The organism is Aeromonas sp. MR16, assembly GCF_022549315.1.
Taxonomy (GTDB): Bacteria; Pseudomonadota; Gammaproteobacteria; order Enterobacterales; family Aeromonadaceae; genus Aeromonas; species Aeromonas aquatica.
In genome coordinates this window covers 32,155-53,117 of record NZ_JAKZFK010000027.1, presented here as the reverse complement: position 1 = coordinate 53,117, position 20,963 = coordinate 32,155, and the positions used below count along the sequence as shown (strand labels likewise).

Annotated in this window: 17 protein-coding genes; 4 read left to right on the top strand and 13 right to left on the bottom strand. The window is 61.8% G+C overall.

The window, feature by feature from the left end:
- Nucleotides 1–209 precede the first annotated feature (209 nt).
- Nucleotides 210–422 carry an RNA chaperone/antiterminator CspA gene (gene cspA, locus MM194_RS17225; RefSeq protein ID WP_025328559.1) on the top strand — a complete coding sequence of 71 codons (213 nt, stop codon included), beginning with the start codon at nt 210–212 and terminating at the stop codon, nt 420–422.
- A 367-nt stretch (nt 423–789) separates the two neighbouring features.
- On the opposite strand, the gene MM194_RS17220 is transcribed toward cspA, so the two are convergent.
- Both MM194_RS17220 and MM194_RS17215 read right to left on the bottom strand, forming a co-directional pair.
- A complete protein-coding gene (locus MM194_RS17220; RefSeq protein ID WP_033129795.1) occupies nt 790–2,175 on the bottom strand; it encodes an ATP-binding protein in 1,386 nt (461 codons plus the stop codon).
- Nucleotides 2,176–2,185: 10 nt separating this feature from the next.
- A complete protein-coding gene (locus MM194_RS17215; protein WP_033129773.1) occupies nt 2,186–2,908 on the bottom strand; it encodes a response regulator in 723 nt (240 codons plus the stop codon).
- Between the two features lie 200 nt (nt 2,909–3,108).
- Between MM194_RS17215 and MM194_RS17210 the strand changes: the two genes are divergently transcribed.
- Nucleotides 3,109–3,474 carry a hypothetical protein gene (locus MM194_RS17210; RefSeq protein WP_033129772.1) on the top strand — a complete coding sequence of 122 codons (366 nt, stop codon included), beginning with the start codon at nt 3,109–3,111 and terminating at the stop codon, nt 3,472–3,474.
- A 145-nt stretch (nt 3,475–3,619) separates the two neighbouring features.
- On the opposite strand, the gene MM194_RS17205 is transcribed toward MM194_RS17210, so the two are convergent.
- The 3 genes from MM194_RS17205 to MM194_RS17195 all read right to left on the bottom strand — a co-directional run bounded on the left by MM194_RS17205 (nt 3,620) and on the right by MM194_RS17195 (nt 6,331).
- A complete protein-coding gene (locus MM194_RS17205; RefSeq protein WP_033129771.1) occupies nt 3,620–4,039 on the bottom strand; it encodes a hypothetical protein in 420 nt (139 codons plus the stop codon).
- A 129-nt stretch (nt 4,040–4,168) separates the two neighbouring features.
- Complete coding sequence (locus tag MM194_RS17200; protein ID WP_033129770.1) at nt 4,169–5,170, bottom strand: sensor domain-containing diguanylate cyclase; 1,002 nt, start codon at nt 5,168–5,170, stop codon at nt 4,169–4,171.
- A 171-nt stretch (nt 5,171–5,341) separates the two neighbouring features.
- A complete protein-coding gene (locus MM194_RS17195) occupies nt 5,342–6,331 on the bottom strand; it encodes a helix-turn-helix transcriptional regulator (RefSeq protein WP_241344249.1) in 990 nt (329 codons plus the stop codon).
- Between the two features lie 75 nt (nt 6,332–6,406).
- Here MM194_RS17195 and MM194_RS17190 point away from each other — a divergent pair, with 75 nt between their 5' ends.
- Nucleotides 6,407–6,805, top strand: coding sequence for a VOC family protein (locus MM194_RS17190; protein ID WP_241344248.1), 399 nt, complete (start codon nt 6,407–6,409; stop codon nt 6,803–6,805).
- Between the two features lie 277 nt (nt 6,806–7,082).
- On the opposite strand, the gene MM194_RS17185 is transcribed toward MM194_RS17190, so the two are convergent.
- The 8 genes from MM194_RS17185 to MM194_RS17150 form a co-directional block, all read right to left on the bottom strand.
- A complete protein-coding gene (locus MM194_RS17185) occupies nt 7,083–7,562 on the bottom strand; it encodes a GNAT family N-acetyltransferase (protein WP_241344254.1) in 480 nt (159 codons plus the stop codon).
- 504 nt (nt 7,563–8,066) lie between these two features.
- Nucleotides 8,067–8,828, bottom strand: a complete 762-nt coding sequence (locus tag MM194_RS17180; protein ID WP_241344247.1) for a DUF2971 domain-containing protein — start codon at nt 8,826–8,828, stop codon at nt 8,067–8,069.
- 86 nt (nt 8,829–8,914) lie between these two features.
- Complete coding sequence (recD, locus tag MM194_RS17175; RefSeq protein WP_241344246.1) at nt 8,915–10,969, bottom strand: exodeoxyribonuclease V subunit alpha; 2,055 nt, start codon at nt 10,967–10,969, stop codon at nt 8,915–8,917.
- Nucleotides 10,966–14,580: an exodeoxyribonuclease V subunit beta gene (gene recB, locus MM194_RS17170; protein WP_241344245.1), complete on the bottom strand. Its 3,615-nt coding sequence runs from the start codon at nt 14,578–14,580 to the stop codon at nt 10,966–10,968. The genes recD and recB overlap by 4 nt, the downstream gene beginning before the upstream one ends.
- Entirely contained in the window at nt 14,580–17,951 is a 3,372-nt protein-coding gene (gene recC, locus MM194_RS17165) for an exodeoxyribonuclease V subunit gamma (RefSeq protein ID WP_241344244.1), read from the bottom strand. The genes recB and recC overlap by 1 nt, the downstream gene beginning before the upstream one ends.
- 289 nt (nt 17,952–18,240) lie before the next feature.
- Nucleotides 18,241–18,633 carry a DoxX family protein gene (locus tag MM194_RS17160; RefSeq protein ID WP_033129764.1) on the bottom strand — a complete coding sequence of 131 codons (393 nt, stop codon included), beginning with the start codon at nt 18,631–18,633 and terminating at the stop codon, nt 18,241–18,243.
- 83 nt (nt 18,634–18,716) lie between these two features.
- Nucleotides 18,717–19,403: a pirin family protein gene (locus MM194_RS17155; protein ID WP_241344243.1), complete on the bottom strand. Its 687-nt coding sequence runs from the start codon at nt 19,401–19,403 to the stop codon at nt 18,717–18,719.
- A gap of 30 nt (nt 19,404–19,433) precedes the next feature.
- Nucleotides 19,434–19,760, bottom strand: coding sequence for a hypothetical protein (locus MM194_RS17150; protein WP_241344242.1), 327 nt, complete (start codon nt 19,758–19,760; stop codon nt 19,434–19,436).
- 259 nt (nt 19,761–20,019) lie between these two features.
- Here MM194_RS17150 and MM194_RS17145 point away from each other — a divergent pair, with 259 nt between their 5' ends.
- Nucleotides 20,020–20,934 (top strand): LysR family transcriptional regulator, encoded by a 915-nt coding sequence (locus tag MM194_RS17145; protein ID WP_033129761.1) that lies wholly within the window; start codon nt 20,020–20,022, stop codon nt 20,932–20,934.
- The last annotated feature ends 29 nt before the right edge of the window (nt 20,935–20,963 follow it).

Here is a 20,963-nt window from a genome sequence, read left to right as displayed (position 1 = left end):
GAGCGTGTTTTAATCACTCTCGATGGTTCGGTAGTTCAGACCTGATTATGTTAGGCAGTCATTTTAAAGCAGTGATTTGTGTATAGAGTTGTCCCAGATGATTCTTGCCAAATAATTTCCTTCTTTAGTGCTCCTCATACGTATTGCTGACGAAAAATCATGGATTGCCGCAACCGTGGCGTTTCAATATCACTATTAAGGAAATTATTATGTCTAACAAAATGACTGGTACCGTAAAGTTCTTCAACGCTGAGAAAGGCTTCGGTTTCATCTCCCCTGCTGACGGTGGCAAAGACGTGTTCGTACACTTCTCCGCTATCCAGTCCACCAGCTTCAAAACTCTGGACGAAGGTCAGCGCGTTGAGTTCACCATCGAGCAAGGCCAGAAAGGCCCGGCTGCTGCCAACGTAGTTGGTCTGTAATTCAAGCCAGGAAGCCTTCCCGTTCATCGGAAAGACCTTCTGCAAGAATTGAAAAAACCCGCCTAGGCGGGTTTTTTGTTGCCCGATTTTCGGCGCACTCTCCTCACGTCCCCTCCCGGCAGCCACAATGTCGCGACCAGTGACACCGCATGATCAGCCACCGGGTGACTATGCCCAAGCTTGCCCGCCTTACCCATCCAGATACGAAATAGCTCGCATCGACCGTTGCTTCGCAGCCAGCTAGCTCCCACAGTCAGCCGCCCAGAAGACTACACCCCAGATCGCCAGCCTCAGCCATCCAGGGGCAGGACGCGGATACAAAAAAGGGCACCCAGATGGGCACCCTCTCGATTGCTGAGGCCAGTGTTCACAGCGGCAGGCGGATCCTCGCCTCCAGTCCACCCTGAGATCGGTTGTGCAGGCTGAGCTCCCCGCCATGCTGATGCACCAGGGTGCGGGCGATGGCGAGCCCTAGCCCCACGCTGCCGGACTCGGTATTACGGGCCTCATCGAGCCGCACGAAGGGCTTGAACACCTCGTCCAGCTGGCTTTCAGCTATGCCCGGTCCCCTGTCACAAACCCGGATCAGCAGTTCATCCTCACCGCGCTCCAGCGACACCTCGGCACTGCCCGCGTACTTGATGGCATTGCCGATGAGGTTTTGCAGCACCCGCCGCAGGGTATTGGCACGGCAGGCATAGACCTGCTTGCCCTCGGCCAGGCAGGTGACTGGCTGACCGGTATCGGCGTAGTCGTCACACAGGCTCTCCAACAGGCTGACCAGATCCAGCTCACGGGTCGCCTCCTGTTGCCCCTCTTCCCGGGCAAAGCTCAGGGTGGCCGCCAGCATCTGCTCCATCTGCTGCAGGGTCTGCTGGATCCGCTCCTTGTCCTCCCCGTCGTTCAGGAATTCGGTGCGCAGCCGCAGGCTGGTGATGGGGGTACGCAGATCGTGGGAGATGGCGGCCAGCATGCGGGTCCTGTCCTGCACGAAGCGAGCGAGTCGGGTGTGCATGCGGTTGAAGGCCTGAATGGATTCGCGGATCTCGGTCGGCCCCTCCTCGCGCAATGGTTCTATGTCCTCCCCGCGCCCCAGCCGATCCGCATTGGCGGCCAGCAGCTTGAGCGGCAGGGTGGCCCGGCGGAACAGCCAGATCATCAGGCCTATCACCAGGCTCGCCACCAACAGCAGGTTGAGGGTGGTCTGCCAGGACCAGCTCGCCGACTCCTTGTCCACCAAAGAGCTGAATTGCAGCCAGCCGCCGTTTGGCAACTGGATGGAGCCATAGAGCCGCATGTCCTGAGGTGGCGGCATGCCGCCGCGATCCTTCATCATGCGGTTATGATGCCGCCAGGCCTGGCTGCGCTGGAACTCCTGCTTCAGCTCGGCACTGATCTCCACCGCCAGCTGCGGCGGATAGTCGAGCTTGGCCCGCACCAGCTTCTCGAAACGGGGGCTACGGTTATCCGGCTGCAACGGCTCGTCGGCGAGGCGCAGCAGCAAGGTTTCGCTGCGGCTCGCCTTCAGGATCTCGTGATAGAGCGAGGGGGGCGAAAGGGTGAGCAGCCGCACCACAGAGACGATCCGTTGCATGGCATTGCGACTGTTGACGTAGCCGAGCGCCTCTTCCCGATCCGAGCGGTAGATCTGGATGCTGAGCAGTTGGATCAACACCAGCCCCACCAGGGCAACCAGCACGATCTGGCCGGTCAGCCCCTTTGGCAAGACTCTGGAGCAGAGTTGCTTGATCATGGCCACCGGCTCACTCCTGCGTCACGTCGGCGGCAAACAGGTAACCGCCACCCCAGATGGTCTTGATGAGCTCGGGATTCTTGGGATCCCGCTCCAGCTTGCGCCGCAGCCGGCTCACCAGGGTATCGACGGCGCGATCGAAGGCCACCGCCTCACGGCCACGGGCTAAGTCCAGCAACTGATCCCGGCTCAGCACCCGCTGGGGCCGCTCGAGGAACACCTTCAGCAGATCGAACTCGGCGGTGGAGAGGCTCATTCCCACACCGTCCTCATCCACCAGTTCCCGGCGATTGATATCGAGCAACCAGCGATCGAAACGCAGATCCCGGGTCAGGGTGTCCGGTGCAGGCTGGGGCTCAGCCTGAGTGCGGCGCATCACTGCCTTGATCCGGGCCAGCAACTCACGGGGATTGAACGGCTTGGCGAGATAGTCATCGGCCCCCATCTCCAGCCCTATGATGCGATCCGTCTCCTCTCCCATGGCGGTGAGCATAATGATGGGCAGACGGGATTTCACCCGCAGCTCGCGGCACAGGGTCAGGCCATCTTCCCCTGGCATCATCAGATCCAGCACCAGCAGATCGAATTCCCGCTCGTCCAGCAGCCGCTTCATCTCCTTGCCATCGCGGGCACAGCTGACCCGCATCCCGTGTTGTTCCAGAAAGCGTTTCAGCAGATCGCGGATCTCGCTGTGGTCATCGACCACCAGAATATGAGGGCTACCTTGGTTCATCACTGTCTCTCCCGTGTTCGAGCTGGAGCGATTATACGAAAATCAACCGGGCGTATTATGTCAAACTGTGCCAGAGCGGCAGGATGCCACACTCTGCTACAAAATAGGCTCCAACTGGCAAAATTCAGACACTTCCACGGTGTTTACTGGATACCAAGGCGAAAGAGCCTCTACCCGTATTCATCCGACAGGAGTTACCCATGAAAAATCTGACCAAGACCCTGCTGACCGCCACCCTGATCCTCGGCCTGCCCCTTGGCGCCTATGCCGCCAGCGAAGCCGTGACCACGGCCCAGCCCGCAGCTGCCGCCACGGCCAAACCAGAGGGTTGCCCCATGGATGGCTCCGGCATGATGGGCGGCAAACACCATGGGGGCCGCCACGACAAGATGGCCCGCATGCAGAACATGACCCCGGAGCAAATCCAGACTCACCTGCAGCAGCGCTATGACAAGATCGAGGATCCGGCCAAGAAGGCCGAGTTCATCAAGAACCTGGGCCTGCGTGCCGATGGCATGACCAAGCACGCCGAAGTGATGAAGCAGTTCGCCGAAGCAAACCAGTAAGCAGCTCCGGATACCAGAGAGGGTGGCCAAGGCCACCCTCTGTCGTTTCTGACCCCCATCCGTTGCAGACCGAACAGCGGTAGCGGTAAGCATCGACCAGCAAAAAGGGGCCTCTTGGCCCCTTTCTCATGCACGTCGTTCAGACTCAGGCCTTGGTTTTGTCAGCCAGATTCAGGGTCTTGACGGTCTCGCCTTCGAACTTGATGAGGACGTTCTTCTGAGCGGCTTCGGTATCCTTGAACAGGGTCTTGGTGGTCTCGGCCAACATGGGGGAAACCTTGTTCAGGGCACCCAGATCATAGGTCCACACTTCCAGGCCGGCTTCGGTCTGGGTGCTGGCCGGGGCGCCCAGCTTGTCCTTGATGGCCTGCTTGTTGGAGCCGCCTTCCTTGATATCCAGCGCTTTCTTGATCGCTTCGTTGGAGGCGCTGTCCATGGCGGTGCCAGCCATCGTCTTGGCGCTGCTGGTGACACTGCTGGTAACGGTATCGGTCAGGGAATCCATCAGGCCGGCGTGGGCAACCAGAGGCAGGGCGGTCAGGGCAATCAGGAGGCACTTCTTCATTAAGATACATCTCACAGGAATGAAAGAGCGCGCATCAGACCAGTGAGCCGGGTCGGAGTCAAGTTGAACCCAAGGTCAAGCCGCATTCGGGGGGGAAGGGTGCATCTTGATGGCGGCAAAAGACAGAACCTAACCGCAGAGCTGATCCTTGCCCGCCAGCTTGGCCTGATAGAGCGCCCTGTCTACCCTCGCCATCAGCTGACTCAGGGCCTCCTCCGGCTGAGACTCGACCAGACCGAAGCTCATGGTGATCGGCTCCTGCCCCTTGACCCTGGCATGACCCAGCTGCTGGCGCAGCTTCTCGGCAACCACATGGGCATCCACCAGACGGGTATTGGGCAGGACCAGCATGAACTCGTCGCCCCCCCAACGGGCCAGCAAGTCGATCTCGCGGATGCAGCCCCTCGTCAGCCGCACTATGTCGATCAGGGTCAGGTCGCCGACGCCGTGGCCGTAGCGATCGTTGATCTGCTTGAAATTGTCCACATCCATGGCGACGACGGAGAAAGGCTCCTTGAAGCGCCTGGCCCGCTCATATTCCAGCCGTATGGTCTGCTCCAGCCGATAACGGCTGGCGGCCCCGGTCAGGGAATCCGTTTCCGCCAGACGGCGATTCTCCTCCACCTGGCGTTGCAACTCCCGGTTGAGCCGCTCCAGCTCGGCGGTGCGCTCCACCACTTGCTGCTCCAGCGAGCGGTTGTGCAGCTCCAGCCTTGCATAGAGCTGCTTCTGGGCATGAATATCGCGGTGTGCCCCTATCATGCGGGCCACAGATCCATCGGGGTTGCGCGTGATGACCCGGCCGTAATCCTCGATCCAGACGAAGTCGCCCCCCTGACAGCGGCAACGGTACTCGACCTTGTAAGTGGCCGCCTCACCGCTCAGGTAGGCGTCGAAGCAGGCCATCACCCGCGCCAGATCCTCGGGATGGATCACGTTCTCCCAGGTGAATACGGTGTTGTTGAGCGAATGCGGCTCATACCCCAGCATCCGGTACCAGCCGGGGTTGCGGTAGACGAAGCCGGTGTTGGCATTCCAGTCCCAGATGCCTTCACTGATCACCTCGAGGATGCCATGCACCACCCCCTCGCTGACGTCAGAAATCCTTATCCTGTCCGTTTCCAGCTCCATGCGAGATCATCCTTTTCCTCTTAATCTCCGCCGACGCGAAGATCCAAACATTGAGTGTAGAAGCCCGAGGCATCTTCTCCAGCCCATCTTGTTCGTGACATCCCCCGGGATCCGTCGTGATCGTTATCGGCCAAACCCAGATCCATGTGAGCAAAATTCAGCCAGCAACGCTCAGCCCTGTCCGGTTTTAAAGCCGGGATGGTGCAAGTTGCGGTAATGGCTGGGGGCCAGCCCGTGCTGGCGCTTGAAGGCGGTGGAGAAGTGGTACTCGTTCTTGAAGCCACACAGCCTCGCCACTTCCTTGACCGGATCGCCTCGACTGGCCAGCAGCAGGGCGGCCCGTTGCAACCGCAGCCGTTGCAGCAGCGCCATGGGGGCCAGTGAAAAATGCTGCTGGCAGAGCCGATAGAGCTGGCGCTCGGAGAGGTGCAGCGCCCCGGCCATCCGCCCTATGTCCCAGCATTCGGTCGGCGCCTCTTTCAATAACAGTTCCAGCCGCAGTGCCAGCCGCTCGCCGCGACTCTGCCCCTCCCCCTTTTGCAGCAGGCGGCGCAGATAGAAGCCGAGTTGCTCCACCAGGAGTGCGCTGAGCAACGGGTCCTGATGGCGCTCCTGCTCCGCATAGAGGTTCTCCAGGGTATGCAGCAGACTGGCCTGCTGGGAGGTGCAACCCAGTCTGGAGTGACTGGCGAAGGCATCCCAGGGGGAGCCCTTGTGCAGCAGCAGCCACACCAGCTCCCACTGACCGCCAGTGGGCAGTTGCGGCTCCGGCAACTGCGCCTCTGCTAACCGGTAGCAGAGCGGCTGGCCCGCCGGGATCAGCGCCCACTGACCGCCAGTGGGCAGTTGCGGCTCCGGCAACTGCGTCTCTGCTAACCGGTAGCAGAGCGGCTGGCCCGCCGGGATCAGCGCCCACTCTCCGCTTACAAGCCGCTCATAGCGCTCACCGATCAGCACCTCCCCCTCACCGCCCAGGGTGATCAAGAAACAGTGCACGTCCGCGAAGCGGCGTTCGATCCGATAGTGGGTTTGCAGGTGGGAGTGGCCCGCCAGCCACACCCGCTCTTGTGCGAGCGCGGGCAACAGGCTGTCGCAGCAGATCTGCTCGCGGCAGTCGGGGGAGACTTCGATCACTTCCAGATTGGCAGTTTTAGACATCATCAGGACGGGCTCAGCCATGTCGAAGGATTAGGCCAGAGCATAACATCAAGGGCATCAACTCAAAGGAGACAGGCCATGCACATCCATCACGTTGCCATCTGGGCCCAGGATCTGGACGACCTCAAGAGCTTCTACTGCACCCTGTTTGGCGGGCAGGCGAATGAACGCTACCACAACCCGGCCAAGCAGTTCTCGTCCTACTTCGTGCGCTTCGAGGGGGGCGCCAGTCTGGAGCTGATGCATACCCCCACTCTGTTTCCGGCAGATCTGCACCTGCCGCACCCGCTGCAAGGGCTGGCCCATATCGCCTTCGCCCTCGGCAGCGCGGAGGCGGTGGACAAGATGACAGCCCGTCTCAAGCTGCTGAAGGGGGCCGAGGTGAAACACCTGGACGGCCCCCGCTGGACCGGCGACGGCTATTACGAAAGCACCTTCCTGGATCCGGAAGGCAACCGGCTGGAATTGACCATCTAATACCTGAATGATCCCCTCACCCTGCCCTCTCCCAACGGGAGAGGGGATAAAGCGGCACCGAGGATATGATCGCCAGCCACGTAGGTTCGACTAGCGAAGCGTAATCGGACAGCGGTAACGGTATTGCTCCCTTCTCCCGTTTATTAAAAAAGGAGGAGAAGGGCTGGGGATGAGGGGCCGGAAAAAAGAGAGCACGCAGTAAACGTTGGGCTTCGCTCAACCACAACCTACCCAATCGGTAGGTTGGTGCTGAGCCTGCGAAGCCCAACATACGAGATTATTTTGCCAGTTCAAGTCGATAAAAATCCGTCTCTTCGTGTTTTGGATTGGAACGCAAAAATGTCCAGCCCGAACGCCGGTAATGGTTCAGCGCCCGCAAATTGGTGCGACTCACGGAGAGAATGGCCCATTTACAGCCCGCCCCCAGCAACTGCTGGCGGATATATGCCTGCAACTCGGCGGCCAGGCTGGTGCCACGATACTCGGGAAACAGATAGATAAGTTGCACATAGCCGGTCTCGGGCTCATCGGAAAAGCTGCGAAACTCCAACTGGCCCACCAACTGCTCGCCAGCCCAGACATGCAGGTAATGCCATTGCACTTGCCCCAACCTTTCATGAATCCGCTCCCGATAGCCGCAGATAAACTCGGCAAAGCCATCATAGGTATGAAAGCTGCAAAAATAGGCATCCCTGCGCGCCTGAACACAGCGTTCGTAATCCCGATCCGGATCGATGGTGTTAAATTCAAGTCGCAATGAATGACATCCAGTCGTGAGTATGTTGGGTGCAGCAATGCACCGTTTTGACAGATAATACTTGGCGGTGCAATTCACTTCGTTCATTGCACCCTACGATTTGTTGCATTGTGCCAACCCGTTCCCCTCACCATCCCCTCTCCCAAAGGGAGAGGGGATCATCCGGCATCGAGGATATAGCGTTGGCAATCGGGGACAGTTCGGGAGTGGCGGATTGCACGAATTTTCGATGATGCAATATTCGATTGCATGATGTTTGATTACGCGATCGTCCGATTACGCTTCGCTAATCGAACCTACAAATATCCGATAAACCTGTGGTGCAAACCAACTCAAAGGGAGCCAAATCTCCCTTCTCCCCTTGCGGGAGAAGGGCTGGGGATGAGGGGAGGAAAAAAAAGATTACGCGGTAAACGTTGGGCTTCGCTACGCTCAGCCACAACCTACACAATCGGTAGGTTGGTGCTGAGCCTGCGAAGCCCAACATATGAGATAAAATAGGAACTAAATTATTACCTCATAGCGGTCATCAGAAACTATTGCTTTCTTAATTTTTATTTCCCGACCAATTTCACAAGATGCTATTTCAACCGCATTCCGTAAAGATTCAAAATCTTTATCACTCATTTTCGCACCAGCAACAACAGCATTAAGAGTTTCTTTTCTATTATATGGATGGATCCCATGGCCTTCATTAGTTGTAATAACCCTCTCTTCTTGTTCATATTGCCAGTCAATACTTTTTGTCAGAAAGTGCTTTATTGGATCAAACTGCTCTGACATCTTATGGATAGGCCGACTTGTTTCATATTCTACAGGGATAGGAAATAAACTTTCCAATCTGTGCGCCTTTGACGATAAGATATCCATGTCATATTTAAACTCCACAACAAAACCTCGGTGATTATCTGCATAATGAGACCACATGAGTATATTGTTAGCAGTTCTACTCAATGATAATACGCCTAAGCCTTGTAAAAATACCTTTATGTACTCCCCACTATTAATGACATTTTTAAGATTATTAAGCATTTGGGGTTTTTGTTTTATTTTTTCAGCTGGTGACAGCTTTTTATATTTTTGCGCCATTTTAAAAGAATTAGATGTCACAACGTCATCATCAACAAGAAGATATGGACGACAATCAAATGGATCGTTAAAATCGAGTGGACATGTGAACTTAATAGTTCCATCCGTGATTATTTTGAGACTATTCTGACTAAACTCTACATATTTATATCTATAAAATACTTGATCTTTACTCATAATCACGCGCTCTCATAATATAAAACAGTGTCTCGATTAAACAATTGAACAAGATGCAGCCACTCCCTTTGCCACAGTCCAATCAATCACTCCCCCAATCTCTCCGCCAATCCGGAATATCGCTCGGTCTTTTTCCGTACCGCCTGTGCCAATAGGGCGCGGTCGCCGTAGAGATCGAGCCGCGCCTTGGCGCGGGTGATGCCGGTATAGACCAGCTCGCGGGTCAGCAAGGGGCTGGGGTTGTCGGGCAGCACCAGCACTGTATGGGCAAATTCCGAGCCCTGGGATTTGTGGATGGTCATGGCGTAGACGGTCTCGTGAGGTGGCAGCCGGCTTGGCAACAGGGCGCGCAGGGAGCCGTCCGGCTGCTCGAACCACACCTTCAGTCGACCGGTTTCATCGGGCAGGCAGAGCCCCATGTCGCCGTTGTAGAGGCCGATGCCGTGATCGTTGCGCACCACCATCACGGGGCGGCCCGCATACCAGTCGCCGTCCCGCTGGATCAGCCCGGCCCTGGACAGAGCCAGTTCGAGCCGTTGATTCAACCCCTCCACCCCGAAGGGGCCGTCCCGCAGGGCGCAGAGCAGCTGGAAGCCATTGAACGCCTTGAACACGGCGGCGGGATCCATGCCCTCGCGGGCAGCCTTGAGATAGGCGCCGTAACCTTCCACCCCCTGGGCGATCAGCGCCTCGTAGGCCTCTCCCACCCAGGGGTGCAGGCTGATGTCCTTGAATCCCGCACTCCAGACCGATTCCACCGCGGCGGCATCGCCGCCGTTGCAGGCCCGCGCCAGCTGGCCTATGCCGGAATGCTGGTCGAAGCGCCAGCTCTTGGTGAGCAGGCAGAGGCTGTCGCGCACCGGAGCCCCTGCTGGCGTGCCCTGCAGCCGGTAGCCGGTCTGGCGGGAGAGCCAATCCGCCTGCTCGGGGCTCATCCCCTGAGCGGTGAAGCTGCAGATATCGCCGAGCACGGCCCCGGCCTCTACCGAGGCGAGCTGATCCTTGTCGCCGAGCAGGATCAGGCGGGCGTGCCTGGGCAGGGCGTCCAGCAAGCGCGCCATCATGGGGAGATCCACCATGGAGGCCTCATCCACCACCAGCAGGTCCAGATGCAGGGGGTTACCTGCGTGATGGCGGAACTGGCTGCGGCCGGGGATGACCCCGAGCAGCCGGTGCAGGGTGCCCGCCTCGGTGGGGATGGTGGCCACCACCTCGGGGGCCAGATCCAGCCCCTGCAGGGCGCTGCCGATACTCTCGGTGAGCCGCGCCGCCGCCTTGCCGGTGGGGGCCACCAGCCGGATGGCGGTTGCCTTGCCTTGCTGCAGGCCGGTCTCCACCAGGATGGCGAGCAGCTTGGCGACCGTGGTGGTCTTGCCGGTGCCGGGACCGCCGGAGATCACCGCGAAGGGGCGCGCCGCCGCCGTGGCCGCCGCCAGCTTCTGGCCGTTGCAACAGAGCGCCTCGGGCACCAGGGCATCCAGCGCGCTCAGCTCGCTCGCCGCCTGGGCGCTGGCCAACAGGGCTTCGACCCGAGGCCAGTCCACCTCGGCCGGTGACACCAGATCCAGATACTTCTCGACGAAGTGGCGAGCCGAAAAATCGGAGGAGAGGCGAGCGTCCAGCAGGGCACCGAAGACGAGACCATAGTCGCGGGCAAAGAGGCGCGACAGGGCCGGGGTTATCTCGGGCCATTCGGCCTTTTCGCTCAAGAAGCGCAGATGGCGGGCCACCCCCAGCTCAAAGTCGTGGTAGCGGGTGAGGTAGAGCCGCCCGTGCCACAGTCGCAGCGGCCAGCGGGGGGCCTCCCCCTCATGCTGCTCGCTGCCAACGAGGGGACTTGCCGCAAAGAGGGCGGGCCAGCGGGCTGGAGCTTCCAGATCCCCCAGCAGATCCCGGCTCTGATCCGGATCCAGCCCGAAGGGGCGCCAGGATCCCTTGTCCCGGCCGTCGTGTGCCAGCAGTACCAGCGGCAGGCAGACGTGGCCGCGGCCCAGCTCGAAGCAGGCGAGCGCCGCCCCCAGCACCAGCTCGGGACTGCCACCGAGATCCGACACCAGTTTGGAAAATTGCAGATCCAGCTGGCGAATGCGGCTCGCCAGGGCCAATTGTTTCAAGCGCGCGATCATGTCTGTGCCCGTCATGCGTCCACCTTGTTCGATTCTTCTAAACGATAACCCTCGGGCATCACACCTTGGCTAAACAACTTGTCGAGCCCCAGCACCAGATCCCGGCTCGGGCGGGTATGGAAGACGCCCCCCTCCGGCATGCCGCGCAGGAACAGATAAAAGACGCCACCAAAGTGTTGGTCGAAGTCGTAGCCCGGCAGCCGCAGGGAGAGCAGCCGATGCAGCGCGAGAGAGTAGAGCTGATATTGCAGGTCGTAGCGATGATCACACATGGCGCGCTCCAGCGCCGGACGGCCGTAGTCCGCCGCGCTCATGCCGAGGTGATTGGACTTGTAGTCGAGCAGATACCAGCGCCCCTGCCACTCGAACACCAGATCGATAAAGCCCTTGAGCATCCCCTGTACCGTGCTGAAACTTAACGGTTTGTTGCCGGCCGACAGCGGATCGAAGCGCTGGCACAGGGCGGTGAGGGCCGGAGCCGTCACCCGCCCCATGGGCAGGAAGAACTCCAGCTCCACCTGCTTGCGATCGGCCGCGAGATCCCGCAGCCGCACCGGCGCCCCAAAACCGGTTTCCAGCGGGGTGTCCAGTACCGCCTCCACCTGCTGTTGCAGCAGGGGAGCCCAGTGCGCGTCGAAGCCGTCCCGCACCAGCAGCTCGGCGATATGGGTGCACAGTGCCTCGCCCCCTGCACTCTGGAAATCGATGGTCTCGAACAGGCTGTGCAGCAGGGTGCCGGGACGGGCCCCTTTCGGGAAGGTAAAGATGGATGCATCGGGAGCCTCCTCCGGGGTCACGCCGGCGGCGGATTCGGTCACCACCTCATCATCGAAGCCGGGATTGGCCAGCACCCCCTTGCTGTGGCCCTGCCCCTGGGCCGCGAGCCCGGAGTAGGAGCTGATCCACCAGTCTCGCTCAAGCGTTCCCTCAACGCGGCGCACCTGGGGCTCACCCAGCTGCTCCAGCTCCGGCGGCAGCGGGGCCGGCCGGGTCAGCGAGGGCTCACCGACCGCCACCCCGGGCAGCCCCTGGGCAAGCTCGCCGAGGGCCGTGTTCAGGGTTGAGGCATCCCCTTCCTCTCCCTTCTGCAGCAGGTAACCGATGGCGGTATGGTGCAAGTCGGTCTGCTCCGACTTGCCATTGCCGGATCGCACCGGCGCCAGCCCGAGCCAGGTGGCATAGACGCCCCGGGTCAGGGCCACATAGAGCAGTCGCAGGTCTTCGGCGAGGCGCTCCTTGTCCGCCTGCGCCAGGGAGCCGTCGGCCCCGGTGAGATCCAGGACGCTGCGGTTCTGGCCCTCCACTTCCTCGTGGAACAGCGGGGTCTCGGCGGCGCGGTGGCTGCAGATGAAGGGCAGGAACACCAGCGGGTACTCCAGCCCCTTGGATTTGTGGATGGTGACTATCTGCACCAGCTTGCGCTCGGATTCGAGGCGCAGCACCTGCTCCGCCACCTGGCCGTTGGGGTGGCTCACCGCCTCCCCCAGCCAGCGCAGCAGGGCGTATTCCCCGTCCAGCTCGCAGCTCGCCTGTTGCAGCAGCTCCGCCAGATGAAGGAAGTTGGTCAGTCGCCGCTCCCCATAGGGGCTCGCCAGCAGGGAGGCGGCCAGGTTGCGCCGCTGCAGCAGGGCCCGCAGCATAGTCAGCACACCGCCGCGATGCCAGATCTTGCGGTACTCCATGAACTCCTGCACCGCGCTCTCCCAGGCGCGCTCGTCCGAGGCAAGCGCCTCCAGCGCCCTGGCGTCGAGATCGAACAGGCCGGTGGCGAGTGCCGCCCGCAGGCTGCGCTCCTCGCTCGGGTTCTGGCAGGCGTGCAGGATCAGCAGGATCTCCCGCGCCTCCACCTGGGCCAGCACGCTCTCGCGATTCGACAGATAGACGGAGGCGATGGCGAGCCGTGCCAGCTCCTGCTGCACCAGCCGCCCCTCGGCGCCGGTGCGCACCAGCACGGCGACGTCCCCCGCCTTGACCGGCTGGTCCCCCAGCAGGGCCTTGCCCTCCCGGGCCAGACTCAGCAGGCGGTGGATCTCCGCCGCCGTGGCGCGGGCCATCAGGCTCTGGTACTCCCCCCGGTTGAAGGTGGGTTGACCGCCAAGCTGCCAGCAGTGCAGCACGGGGGCGGCCTGCCCCTCCAGCATCAGCGCACGACCCTTGCCCTGCGCCTCGACCGGCAGGAAGGGAATATCCGCCTCATAGATGAAGGGATCTTTCGCCCGCTCGAACAGGCCGTTGACCGCCGCTACCAGCGCCGCGCTGGAGCGGTAGTTACGGCCGAGGCTGTAGTGGGCGCTCACATTTCGGCGCGCCTGGATGTAGGTGAAGATATCGGCGCCGCGAAAACCGTAGATGGCCTGCTTGGGGTCGCCGATCATCAGCAGCGCGGTATCCTGTTTTCCGCCATAGAGGCGGTGGAAGATGCGGTACTGCTGGGGGTCCGTGTCCTGGAACTCATCGATCATGGCGACTCTGTAGCTCGCCCGGATGCGCTCGCACAGCCGCTCCCCCAGCGAAGAGCCAAGCGCCCCGTCGAGATCCTTGAGCAGATCGTCGAACGACAGCTGATGGGCCTGCCGCTTGCTGGCCTGCATCCGCTCACGCACCACCCGCGCCGCCCGCTGCAGCACCAGATCCCGGATGCCGGGGCGGCTGGCCAGCAGCGCGTCTATTTGAGTGAACAGCGGCAGGGTCGGCAGCGCCTTTCCCTTGCTCAGCTTGGCTTCCAGCATCGCCTGACCGAAGCGTTCCAGCTCCTTGGGGATGGCGTAGCCGCTGGCGGGATCCTGCGCCCAGTCGCCTACCTTGGCGAGCCAGCCTTCGTAGTTCTTGCCGGTGTAGAGTTTGATCTGGCCCTCGGTCTGGCGGCGGATCTCGTCGGTTTGCGCCAGCCACTGCCCCTTGATGGCCTCGATGCGCGCCATGGCCTCCCGATGACGTTCGATGAGCGTCTCCTCCCCCAGCTGGGGGCGGATCGCCAGCTCGCCGTTGTCGAGCCAGCCGTTCATCTCCCGCAGCAGGGCGGCGGGGCTGGGCCAGAGTTTGCGCACGGCGCGGGCCAGCGCCTCGTCCACCGGATAGAACTCGGCGCGCCAGTAGTCACTCACCGCCTGCAGCCTGAGCTGGCTGTCGTCGGTCAGAAATTCCGTTTCGAACAGGGCGCCGGATTCGAAGGCGTTCTGCTTGAGCATCCGCTGGCAGAAACCGTGGATGGTGAAGACCGCCGCCTCGTCCATCTGCCGCTCGGCGGCGAGCAACCGGCTGGCCGCCAGGACATGATCCTCGACCTCTGCCAGCAGACCCGCCAGCAAAGGATCCTTGTCTGGATCGGCGATGCTGCCACGCAGGAAGGCGAGCCGAGCCTCGTGGATACGGGCGCGGATCCGCCCCCGCAGCTCGGCGGTGGCCGCCTCGGTGAAGGTCACCACCAGGATCTCGGTCACCGACAGCGGCCGCTCGTGGGCGCTGGGCTGGCCCGCGTCCTCTCCCTCTTCGATCTGCGGGCCGTGGCCCAGCAGCAGGCGCAGATAGAGGCCGGCGATGGTGTAGGTCTTGCCAGTACCGGCAGAGGCTTCGATCAGGCGCTCGCCGTGGAGCGGAAAGCGCAGGGTATTGAGCGGGTTGGCCATTATGGGAGCGCCTCCAGGGTGTCGTGCAGCGCAGTCAGGTGTTCGCGGGCCAGGGCCCGCAGCTGGGTCAGCACCTCATCGTTGAGCTCGGGGAAGCAGCGGGCGACGTAGACGTCCTCCCCTTCCCCTGTGACCATGTAGCCGCCGTTGAAACGGGCAAGGGCCACCTTGTCGGCGGCCTCCGGCTTGTCGGGATCCTTCTCCATCGCCTTGAGCCACTCCCAGGCGGTGTTGGGGAAGAAGGGCAGCGGCCGCTTCATCCCCTGCTGCCAGAGCGCCACCAGCGCCGCCAGTCTGGGACGTGCCTCGTCGGCGGGCAGCACCGGCAGCCGCCAGCTCTGCTTGGCATCGAACAGCAGGGTGTCGCCGGGGGAATCGCTCAGGCAGAGGCAGAGGTGTTGCACCCAGCCCAGCAGCAGATCCTTGCCGTTGAAGCTGCCGGGTTTGATCACCAGAGCCCGGCCCTTCTGGGTATCAATCCAGCCCTGCAGCTGACCCTGGGCCAGGGCGATGTCGATCTCCACCGCCCGTTTTTCATCCTCCCCCTCACCGGCAATCCAGGGTCGCAGCCGCGCGGCCAGGCCGCCCATCTGCTCGTCCAGATCGTCCAGCAGCAGGTTGCCGAACCAGCCTTGTGGCAGCTGGCCGCTGAGCCGCAACCGCTCGCGCCGCACGTCACTGCTGCCCTCGTCGAGGTGGGCATCCAGCAGCAGGGCTTTGAGCTGATAATGTTGCAGGCCGTCCAGTTCGAACGGCTCGCTGTCCTCGATGTTCGCCTCGTTGAGTTCGAACCACACCTTGAGGCGGCGATTGAGGAAGTACCTGGCGGGCTGACGATAGAAGCGCAGCAGCTCGGCCAGCTCCAGCCCCTGCTCCTTGCCCCATTCGGGCGGTAACGGGAGCTCGCCGCTCTGGAAGTTGCTCGCCCCCGGCACGGGATTGAGGGCCGGCAGCCAGTCGGCGGCATAGGTGAACAGCCGCGACCCCGGTTCGGGATAGAAGTAGCTGTGGCTGTAAGGGGTGAGCGGGTGTTCGATGATCAGGTGTTTGAGCAGCCGCTCCCCCGAGGTCTCGTCATCGAGCGCCTCGTCCCCCGCCAGCACGAAGCCCTGGCGCACATAGTCGATGAGCTCCGCCAGCAACACGGAGGGCACCTTGTCGCTGTTGTCCTCGGCGCTGAACCCCTGATAGCTGATATAGAGCCCCTGCTGGGCGCTGAGCAGCGCCTCGAGGAAGAGGTAGCGGTCATCGTCCCGCCGGGATCGATCGCCGCGCCTGGAGGCCACCGCCATCAGATCGAAGCCCATGGGGGCCAGAGTGCGCGGGTAGACGCCGTCGTTCATGCCGAGCAGGCAGACCTGACGGAAGGGGATGGAGCGCATCGGCATCAGGGTGCAGAAGTTCACCTGACCGGCGAGGAAGCGCTGGCTGGAGCGCGACTCCCCCAGCACGCTGCCGAGGTAATCCCGTAGCAGCTCGGGGCTGATGGGCTGTTCGAAACGCGCCTCGGCCAGCCCCCCTTGCCAGTCCGCAAGGGCAGTGCGGATGAGCTGCAGCAGCCGCTCTTCGTCCTCATCGGCGAGGTAGAAGCGCTCGAGCAGCGCGTTGAGACAGGCGACCCAGTCCCCCAGACGCTGCGCCTGTTGCAGCCGCGGCAGGAATTCGGCGAGGGAATCCACAAACCAGGCCAGCTTGCCGAGGGCCAGGCCCTGCTGACCCTCGATGTCAGCGTAAGGCAGTATGCCGTCCACCGGCTCCCCGTCTCCCATGGCGAAGCCGAGCAACATGCGACGCAGGCCGAACAGCCAGCTGTTGCCGGACAGCGGCGGCAGCGCGAAGCGGGTGGGATAGGCATCGTCCAGCCCCCAGCGGATGCCGGTCTCCTGCACCCAGCGCCGCAGCTGGTTGAACTCGTCGTCATCGAGCTCGAAGCGGCGTAGCACGGCGGGCACCTCCAGGATGGCGAGCAGCTCCCCCGCACCGAAGCGGGCGTTCGGCAGCCCGAGCAGAGCGAGAAAGCTTTGCAGCAACGGGCTCTCCTGGCTGGCGGCCCTGTCCGACACGGCGAAGGGGATGTGCCCGCGCGCCCCCGGTTTCTCCTTGCCGAAGACCGCCTGGATATAGGGGCCGTAGCTGTTCACGTCCGGCATCATCACCACCACGTCTTTCGGGGTGAGGCTGGAGTCTTGCTCGAACAGCGCCAGCAGCCGATCGTGCAGCACCTCCAGCTCGCGCATGGGGCCGTGGCAGGCGTGGATCTGCAGGGATCCATCCGCCGGATTGATGGGGCTCTTGTGATGGCTGCTGTCCAGTTCGAACTGACCCTCCCCTCGGGATCCCAGCTCCAGCACGTCCTTCTGGATGCAATGCAGCAAGCTGGTTTCGTCGATATCGACGAAGGCCTCTATCTGCGGCACCTCCAGCTCCATCAGCTGGTGCAGATAGTCCCGCCCCAGCTTGCCCATGGAGGCGAGCAGCGGGTTGGCCGGGCCCTGCAACGCCTCTATGTCGGTGCCGGGCTTGAGTTTGTTGGCGAGTCGCGCCAGCGTCTTGCGATCGAGCAGATCCCCCCAGTAGTAGCGGCAGGGGTTGGTGACGAACAGGTGCACCTCCACCTCGTCCCGACTGCCGAGGGCCAGCAGTGCCTCCACGTAGCGCGGCGGCAGCGCCGAGATGCCGAACACGAACACCCGCCGGGGCAGCTTGCCCGGCAGATCCCGGGTGCGCGCCAGCTCGTGGATAAATTCCTCGTAGAGATTGGCTCTGTGATAGCCGCTGGGCGCGAGCGCCAGGGTGCGGGCCACCAGCTCGCGCCACAGCTCCGGCTGCCAGTCCTGGCCGCTCACCTCCGCCAGCTCCTGGCGGCCGGTGCCGACCAGACCCTCTCCCTCTTCCCAACGGGCGATCCAGTCCGGCCGGTAGACCAGATACTGGTCGAACAGATCCGCGACCTTCTGGCACAGCTGCCAGAGCCGCACCTGGTCCGGTTCGGACGGCTGATCTTCTGCTCGCCGATCGGCGCCCCCCAGATAGGCGGCCAGGGGTGCGAAGGCAGGTCTGTCCAGCAGGGCCGGCAATATGGTCATCAGCTGCCAGCTCATGGCCCCCTTGTTGTAGGGGCTTATGCAAGGCACATCCGCCAGCACCTGGGTAAACATCTCCCAAATGAAGCTGGCGGGCAGGGGAAAGTCGATGTTGGCGGCGATGCCGAATGCCTTGGCCAGCTCCAGCTTGAGCCACTGGGCCATGCCCGGGCTCTGCACCAGGATCTGTTCCCGCTCGAAGGGGTGGGCAAGCGGCGCCTGCCGGATGCGATCCACCAGCAACTCTTTGAGCAGATCCAGCTGATTGGAGTGGTAGAGGGTAAACATAATCAACTCCCGCCGATTCAAAAGATGGGGTGGCAGAGGGTAAACATGGGCAAGTCCCGCCAATTCAACGATGCAAGGGATGAGGTGAGGGGGCAAACAGCAATGACCGCCGTCACGTCGCACGAAATGGGATTGTCAGGGATCGGGGGGGAAGATGCAAAAGGCGCTTGTCGGCGGGGATCACAGCCTCATCAAGGACGGAGCCTGAGGGCGGCAAAAGGCAGCCAATAAAAAGGCCGGTGCAGCTGCACCGGCCAAAAGGCGTTGGAAAACTTAAACTTGCAGAGACTTACCAGTTCTTGCCGAGACGGGCGTCCAGGCTGAAGGCACCGGCACCGGCCGCCGCCAGGGCCAGGAAGCCACCGGCAATGGAGAGGTTCTTCATGAACATCAGCATCTGCATCTGCTCGGCAGGCTGATAGTGGAAAATAAAGGCGGCCATCAGGGTGAAACCACCCATCAACACGGCGATGCTACGGGTAAACAGGCCCAGCATGATGGCGAGGCCACCCCCCAGCTCCAGCAGGATCACCAGCGGCAGTATGGCGCCGGGCACCCCCATGGCTTCCATGTAACCCTGGGTACCGGCATAGCCGCTGATCTTGCCCCAGCCTGCAATCACGAACATCAGCGCCAGCAATACACGACCCACCAGCAGTGCCACGTCTTTCATCTTTTCCATTTTCAGATTCCTTTGATTACCAGTAACTCGTTAATAGTGTAAGACCGAATTGTTAACTCATTCATTTTGCCGAGATTTATTTATCAGGGCAGATCAAACAGCAGAGCCTCACTCCCTTGGGAGGCCCTGAGCGACCAGCGCTGCTCGTCACGACTGAGCAGGCCATCGCCGGGTCGGGCAGCCAGACCGTTGCCAGTCAGCTCCCCTGAAATCATTTGCAGGTATCCGTGCCGTCCTTGCAATGCCCATTCGAGGGTCTCCCCCTCGGCGAGCTGCAACCGCCACACCTTCGCCTGCTGGCGGATCCTGAAGGATCCCCCCTCACCATCCGGTGACGCCACCAGCGTCAGTCCGGGCTGGTTTTCAATCTTCTTCTGCTGATAGCCCGGTGTCGTGCCGACTTCGTTCGGCTCGATCCAGATCTGCAACAGGGAGAGCGGCTCGGTCTGCGAGGGGTTGTACTCGCTGTGCCGGATACCGGACCCTGCGCTCATCAGCTGGAAATCCCCCGCCGGGATCTGCTCGGCATGGCCGAGGCTGTCCCTGTGCTCTATGGTGCCTTTCAGCACGCAGGTCAGGATCTCCATGTTGGCGTGAGGGTGGGTGGCAAAACCGCCACCCGGCGACACCAGATCCTGGTTGATGACCCGCAGGACAGAGTGTCCCATCCAGTCCGGGTCATAGTAATGACCGAACGAGAAGCTGTGACGTGCATCCAGCCAGCCAAAGTTGGCCTTGCCTCGCGCTTCTGCGGCTCTCAATTTCATCATGGTGTGCTCCTCAAATATCGATACGGTTGATTAACGCTGGCGACCGCCACCCACCCCGTACGGGATGCGGTAGCTGCTGTTCTCGTTGCCCAGGCTGACCGTCAGGTTGCCCTGGGTGCGGCTCGGGATCTGTACCAGCTGGGTGCCCGTCAGGTTCGCATGGACGGATGCCAGCACATCACCGGACTCGTCACGCACCTCCAGCATGGGGTTGGCCTTGCCGTCGATGGCGGCGTCCGCCTGCCAGTTGACCACCAGCACACCAGGGGCGGCGCTGAAGTTGGCGGGAACGGCAGCCTGAGCTACACCGGCGGTCATCAGGCCTGCAACGGCCAGCATCTTGATTACGTTTTTCATGTTTCACTCTCTTGTTTTATATGTCATTGCCAAGGCCGGGTCGGCCCGAATCAATGCATCCATGCAAGAGGTTATTCAAATATAGTGTTGTTCTTTTACTGACATCAGACATCTCATCTTGGGTGTCACAGTCCTGAACTATCGCTTATTTGGCCGCTCGGCCTTCCTGCCGAAGCGTTGGTTGAATATTAAGGTCACTTGCCCTAAGTTGTTAGCGAGATAATCTGGCAAACATGTTCAAAAAAATTGAAGGGTAAATATGGCCAAGGAGACCAACAAGGAACGGGCGCTGACCCTGGAAGCCATCCGGGTGCTGGATGCCATCGACCGTCGTGGCAGCTTCGCGGCCGCCGCCGATGAACTCGGCAAGGTGCCCTCGGCGCTGAGCTACACGGTGCAGAAGCTGGAGGACGAGCTGGACGCCATGCTGTTCGATCGCAGCGGCCATCGCACCAAGTTCACCCCGGCCGGGCGCATGCTGCTGGAGCAGGGCCGGGTGCTGCTGGAGGCTGCCGAGCATCTGGTGGGCGAGACCCGGGCGCTGGCCCGCGGTTGGGAGACCGACATCACGGTGGCCGTCGATGCCCTGGTGCCGGTGCAGGCGCTCTACCCGCTGGTGGAGCGGCTGGCCGAGCTCACCGACACCCGTCTGCGGTTTCGCGCCGAGGTGCTGGCGGGCAGCTGGGAGTGTCTGGAGGATGGCCGCGCCGACCTGCTCATCTCCTCCCTCAACCCCGATCTGACGCTGACCGGTATCAAGCATCAGCTGTTGCAGGAGGAGGTGATGCTCTACGTCGCCCACCCGGATCACCCGCTGCATCAGGAGGCCGAGCCCCTGGCGGACGATACCCTGCGCCGCTACCGCGCCATCGCCATCGCCGACACCGCCCTGCGCAAGCCGGTGCTCACCTACCGCCTGCTGGACAAGCAGCCGCGCCTCACCGTCAGCACCATGAGCGAGAAGCGTGATGCCCTGCTGGCGGGCATCGGCGTCGGCACCATGCCGCAGAGCTGGATCGAGGAGGACATCAAGGCGGGACGCCTCAAGGTGATAGGGCCCGAGTATCGACACCAGATCCAGGTCGCGCTGGCCTGGCGACGGGATACCATGGGCAAGGCCAAGAGCTGGCTGGTGCGGGAGATCCCCAAGCTGTTCCCCTGCAAGGGGGAATGAGGCCGCCGACTGAGGGCCGACAGCGAGAA

Coding starts and splice junctions, on each gene's coding strand:
- MM194_RS17155 (WP_241344243.1), bottom strand. CDS start 19,403: ATGATGAAATTGAGAGCCGCAGAAGCGCGAGGCAAGGCCAACTTTGGC.
- MM194_RS17215 (WP_033129773.1), bottom strand. CDS start 2,908: ATGAACCAAGGTAGCCCTCATATTCTGGTGGTCGATGACCACAGCGAG.
- MM194_RS17205 (WP_033129771.1), bottom strand. CDS start 4,039: ATGAAGAAGTGCCTCCTGATTGCCCTGACCGCCCTGCCTCTGGTTGCC.
- recB (WP_241344245.1), bottom strand. CDS start 14,580: ATGGCCAACCCGCTCAATACCCTGCGCTTTCCGCTCCACGGCGAGCGC.
- MM194_RS17220 (WP_033129795.1), bottom strand. CDS start 2,175: ATGATCAAGCAACTCTGCTCCAGAGTCTTGCCAAAGGGGCTGACCGGC.
- MM194_RS17195 (WP_241344249.1), bottom strand. CDS start 6,331: ATGATGTCTAAAACTGCCAATCTGGAAGTGATCGAAGTCTCCCCCGAC.
- MM194_RS17180 (WP_241344247.1), bottom strand. CDS start 8,828: ATGAGTAAAGATCAAGTATTTTATAGATATAAATATGTAGAGTTTAGT.
- MM194_RS17200 (WP_033129770.1), bottom strand. CDS start 5,170: ATGGAGCTGGAAACGGACAGGATAAGGATTTCTGACGTCAGCGAGGGG.
- MM194_RS17145 (WP_033129761.1), top strand. CDS start 20,020: ATGGCCAAGGAGACCAACAAGGAACGGGCGCTGACCCTGGAAGCCATC.
- MM194_RS17150 (WP_241344242.1), bottom strand. CDS start 19,760: ATGAAAAACGTAATCAAGATGCTGGCCGTTGCAGGCCTGATGACCGCC.
- recC (WP_241344244.1), bottom strand. CDS start 17,951: ATGTTTACCCTCTACCACTCCAATCAGCTGGATCTGCTCAAAGAGTTG.
- MM194_RS17190 (WP_241344248.1), top strand. CDS start 6,407: ATGCACATCCATCACGTTGCCATCTGGGCCCAGGATCTGGACGACCTC.
- MM194_RS17160 (WP_033129764.1), bottom strand. CDS start 18,633: ATGGAAAAGATGAAAGACGTGGCACTGCTGGTGGGTCGTGTATTGCTG.
- cspA (WP_025328559.1), top strand. CDS start 210: ATGTCTAACAAAATGACTGGTACCGTAAAGTTCTTCAACGCTGAGAAA.
- recD (WP_241344246.1), bottom strand. CDS start 10,969: ATGACGGGCACAGACATGATCGCGCGCTTGAAACAATTGGCCCTGGCG.
- MM194_RS17210 (WP_033129772.1), top strand. CDS start 3,109: ATGAAAAATCTGACCAAGACCCTGCTGACCGCCACCCTGATCCTCGGC.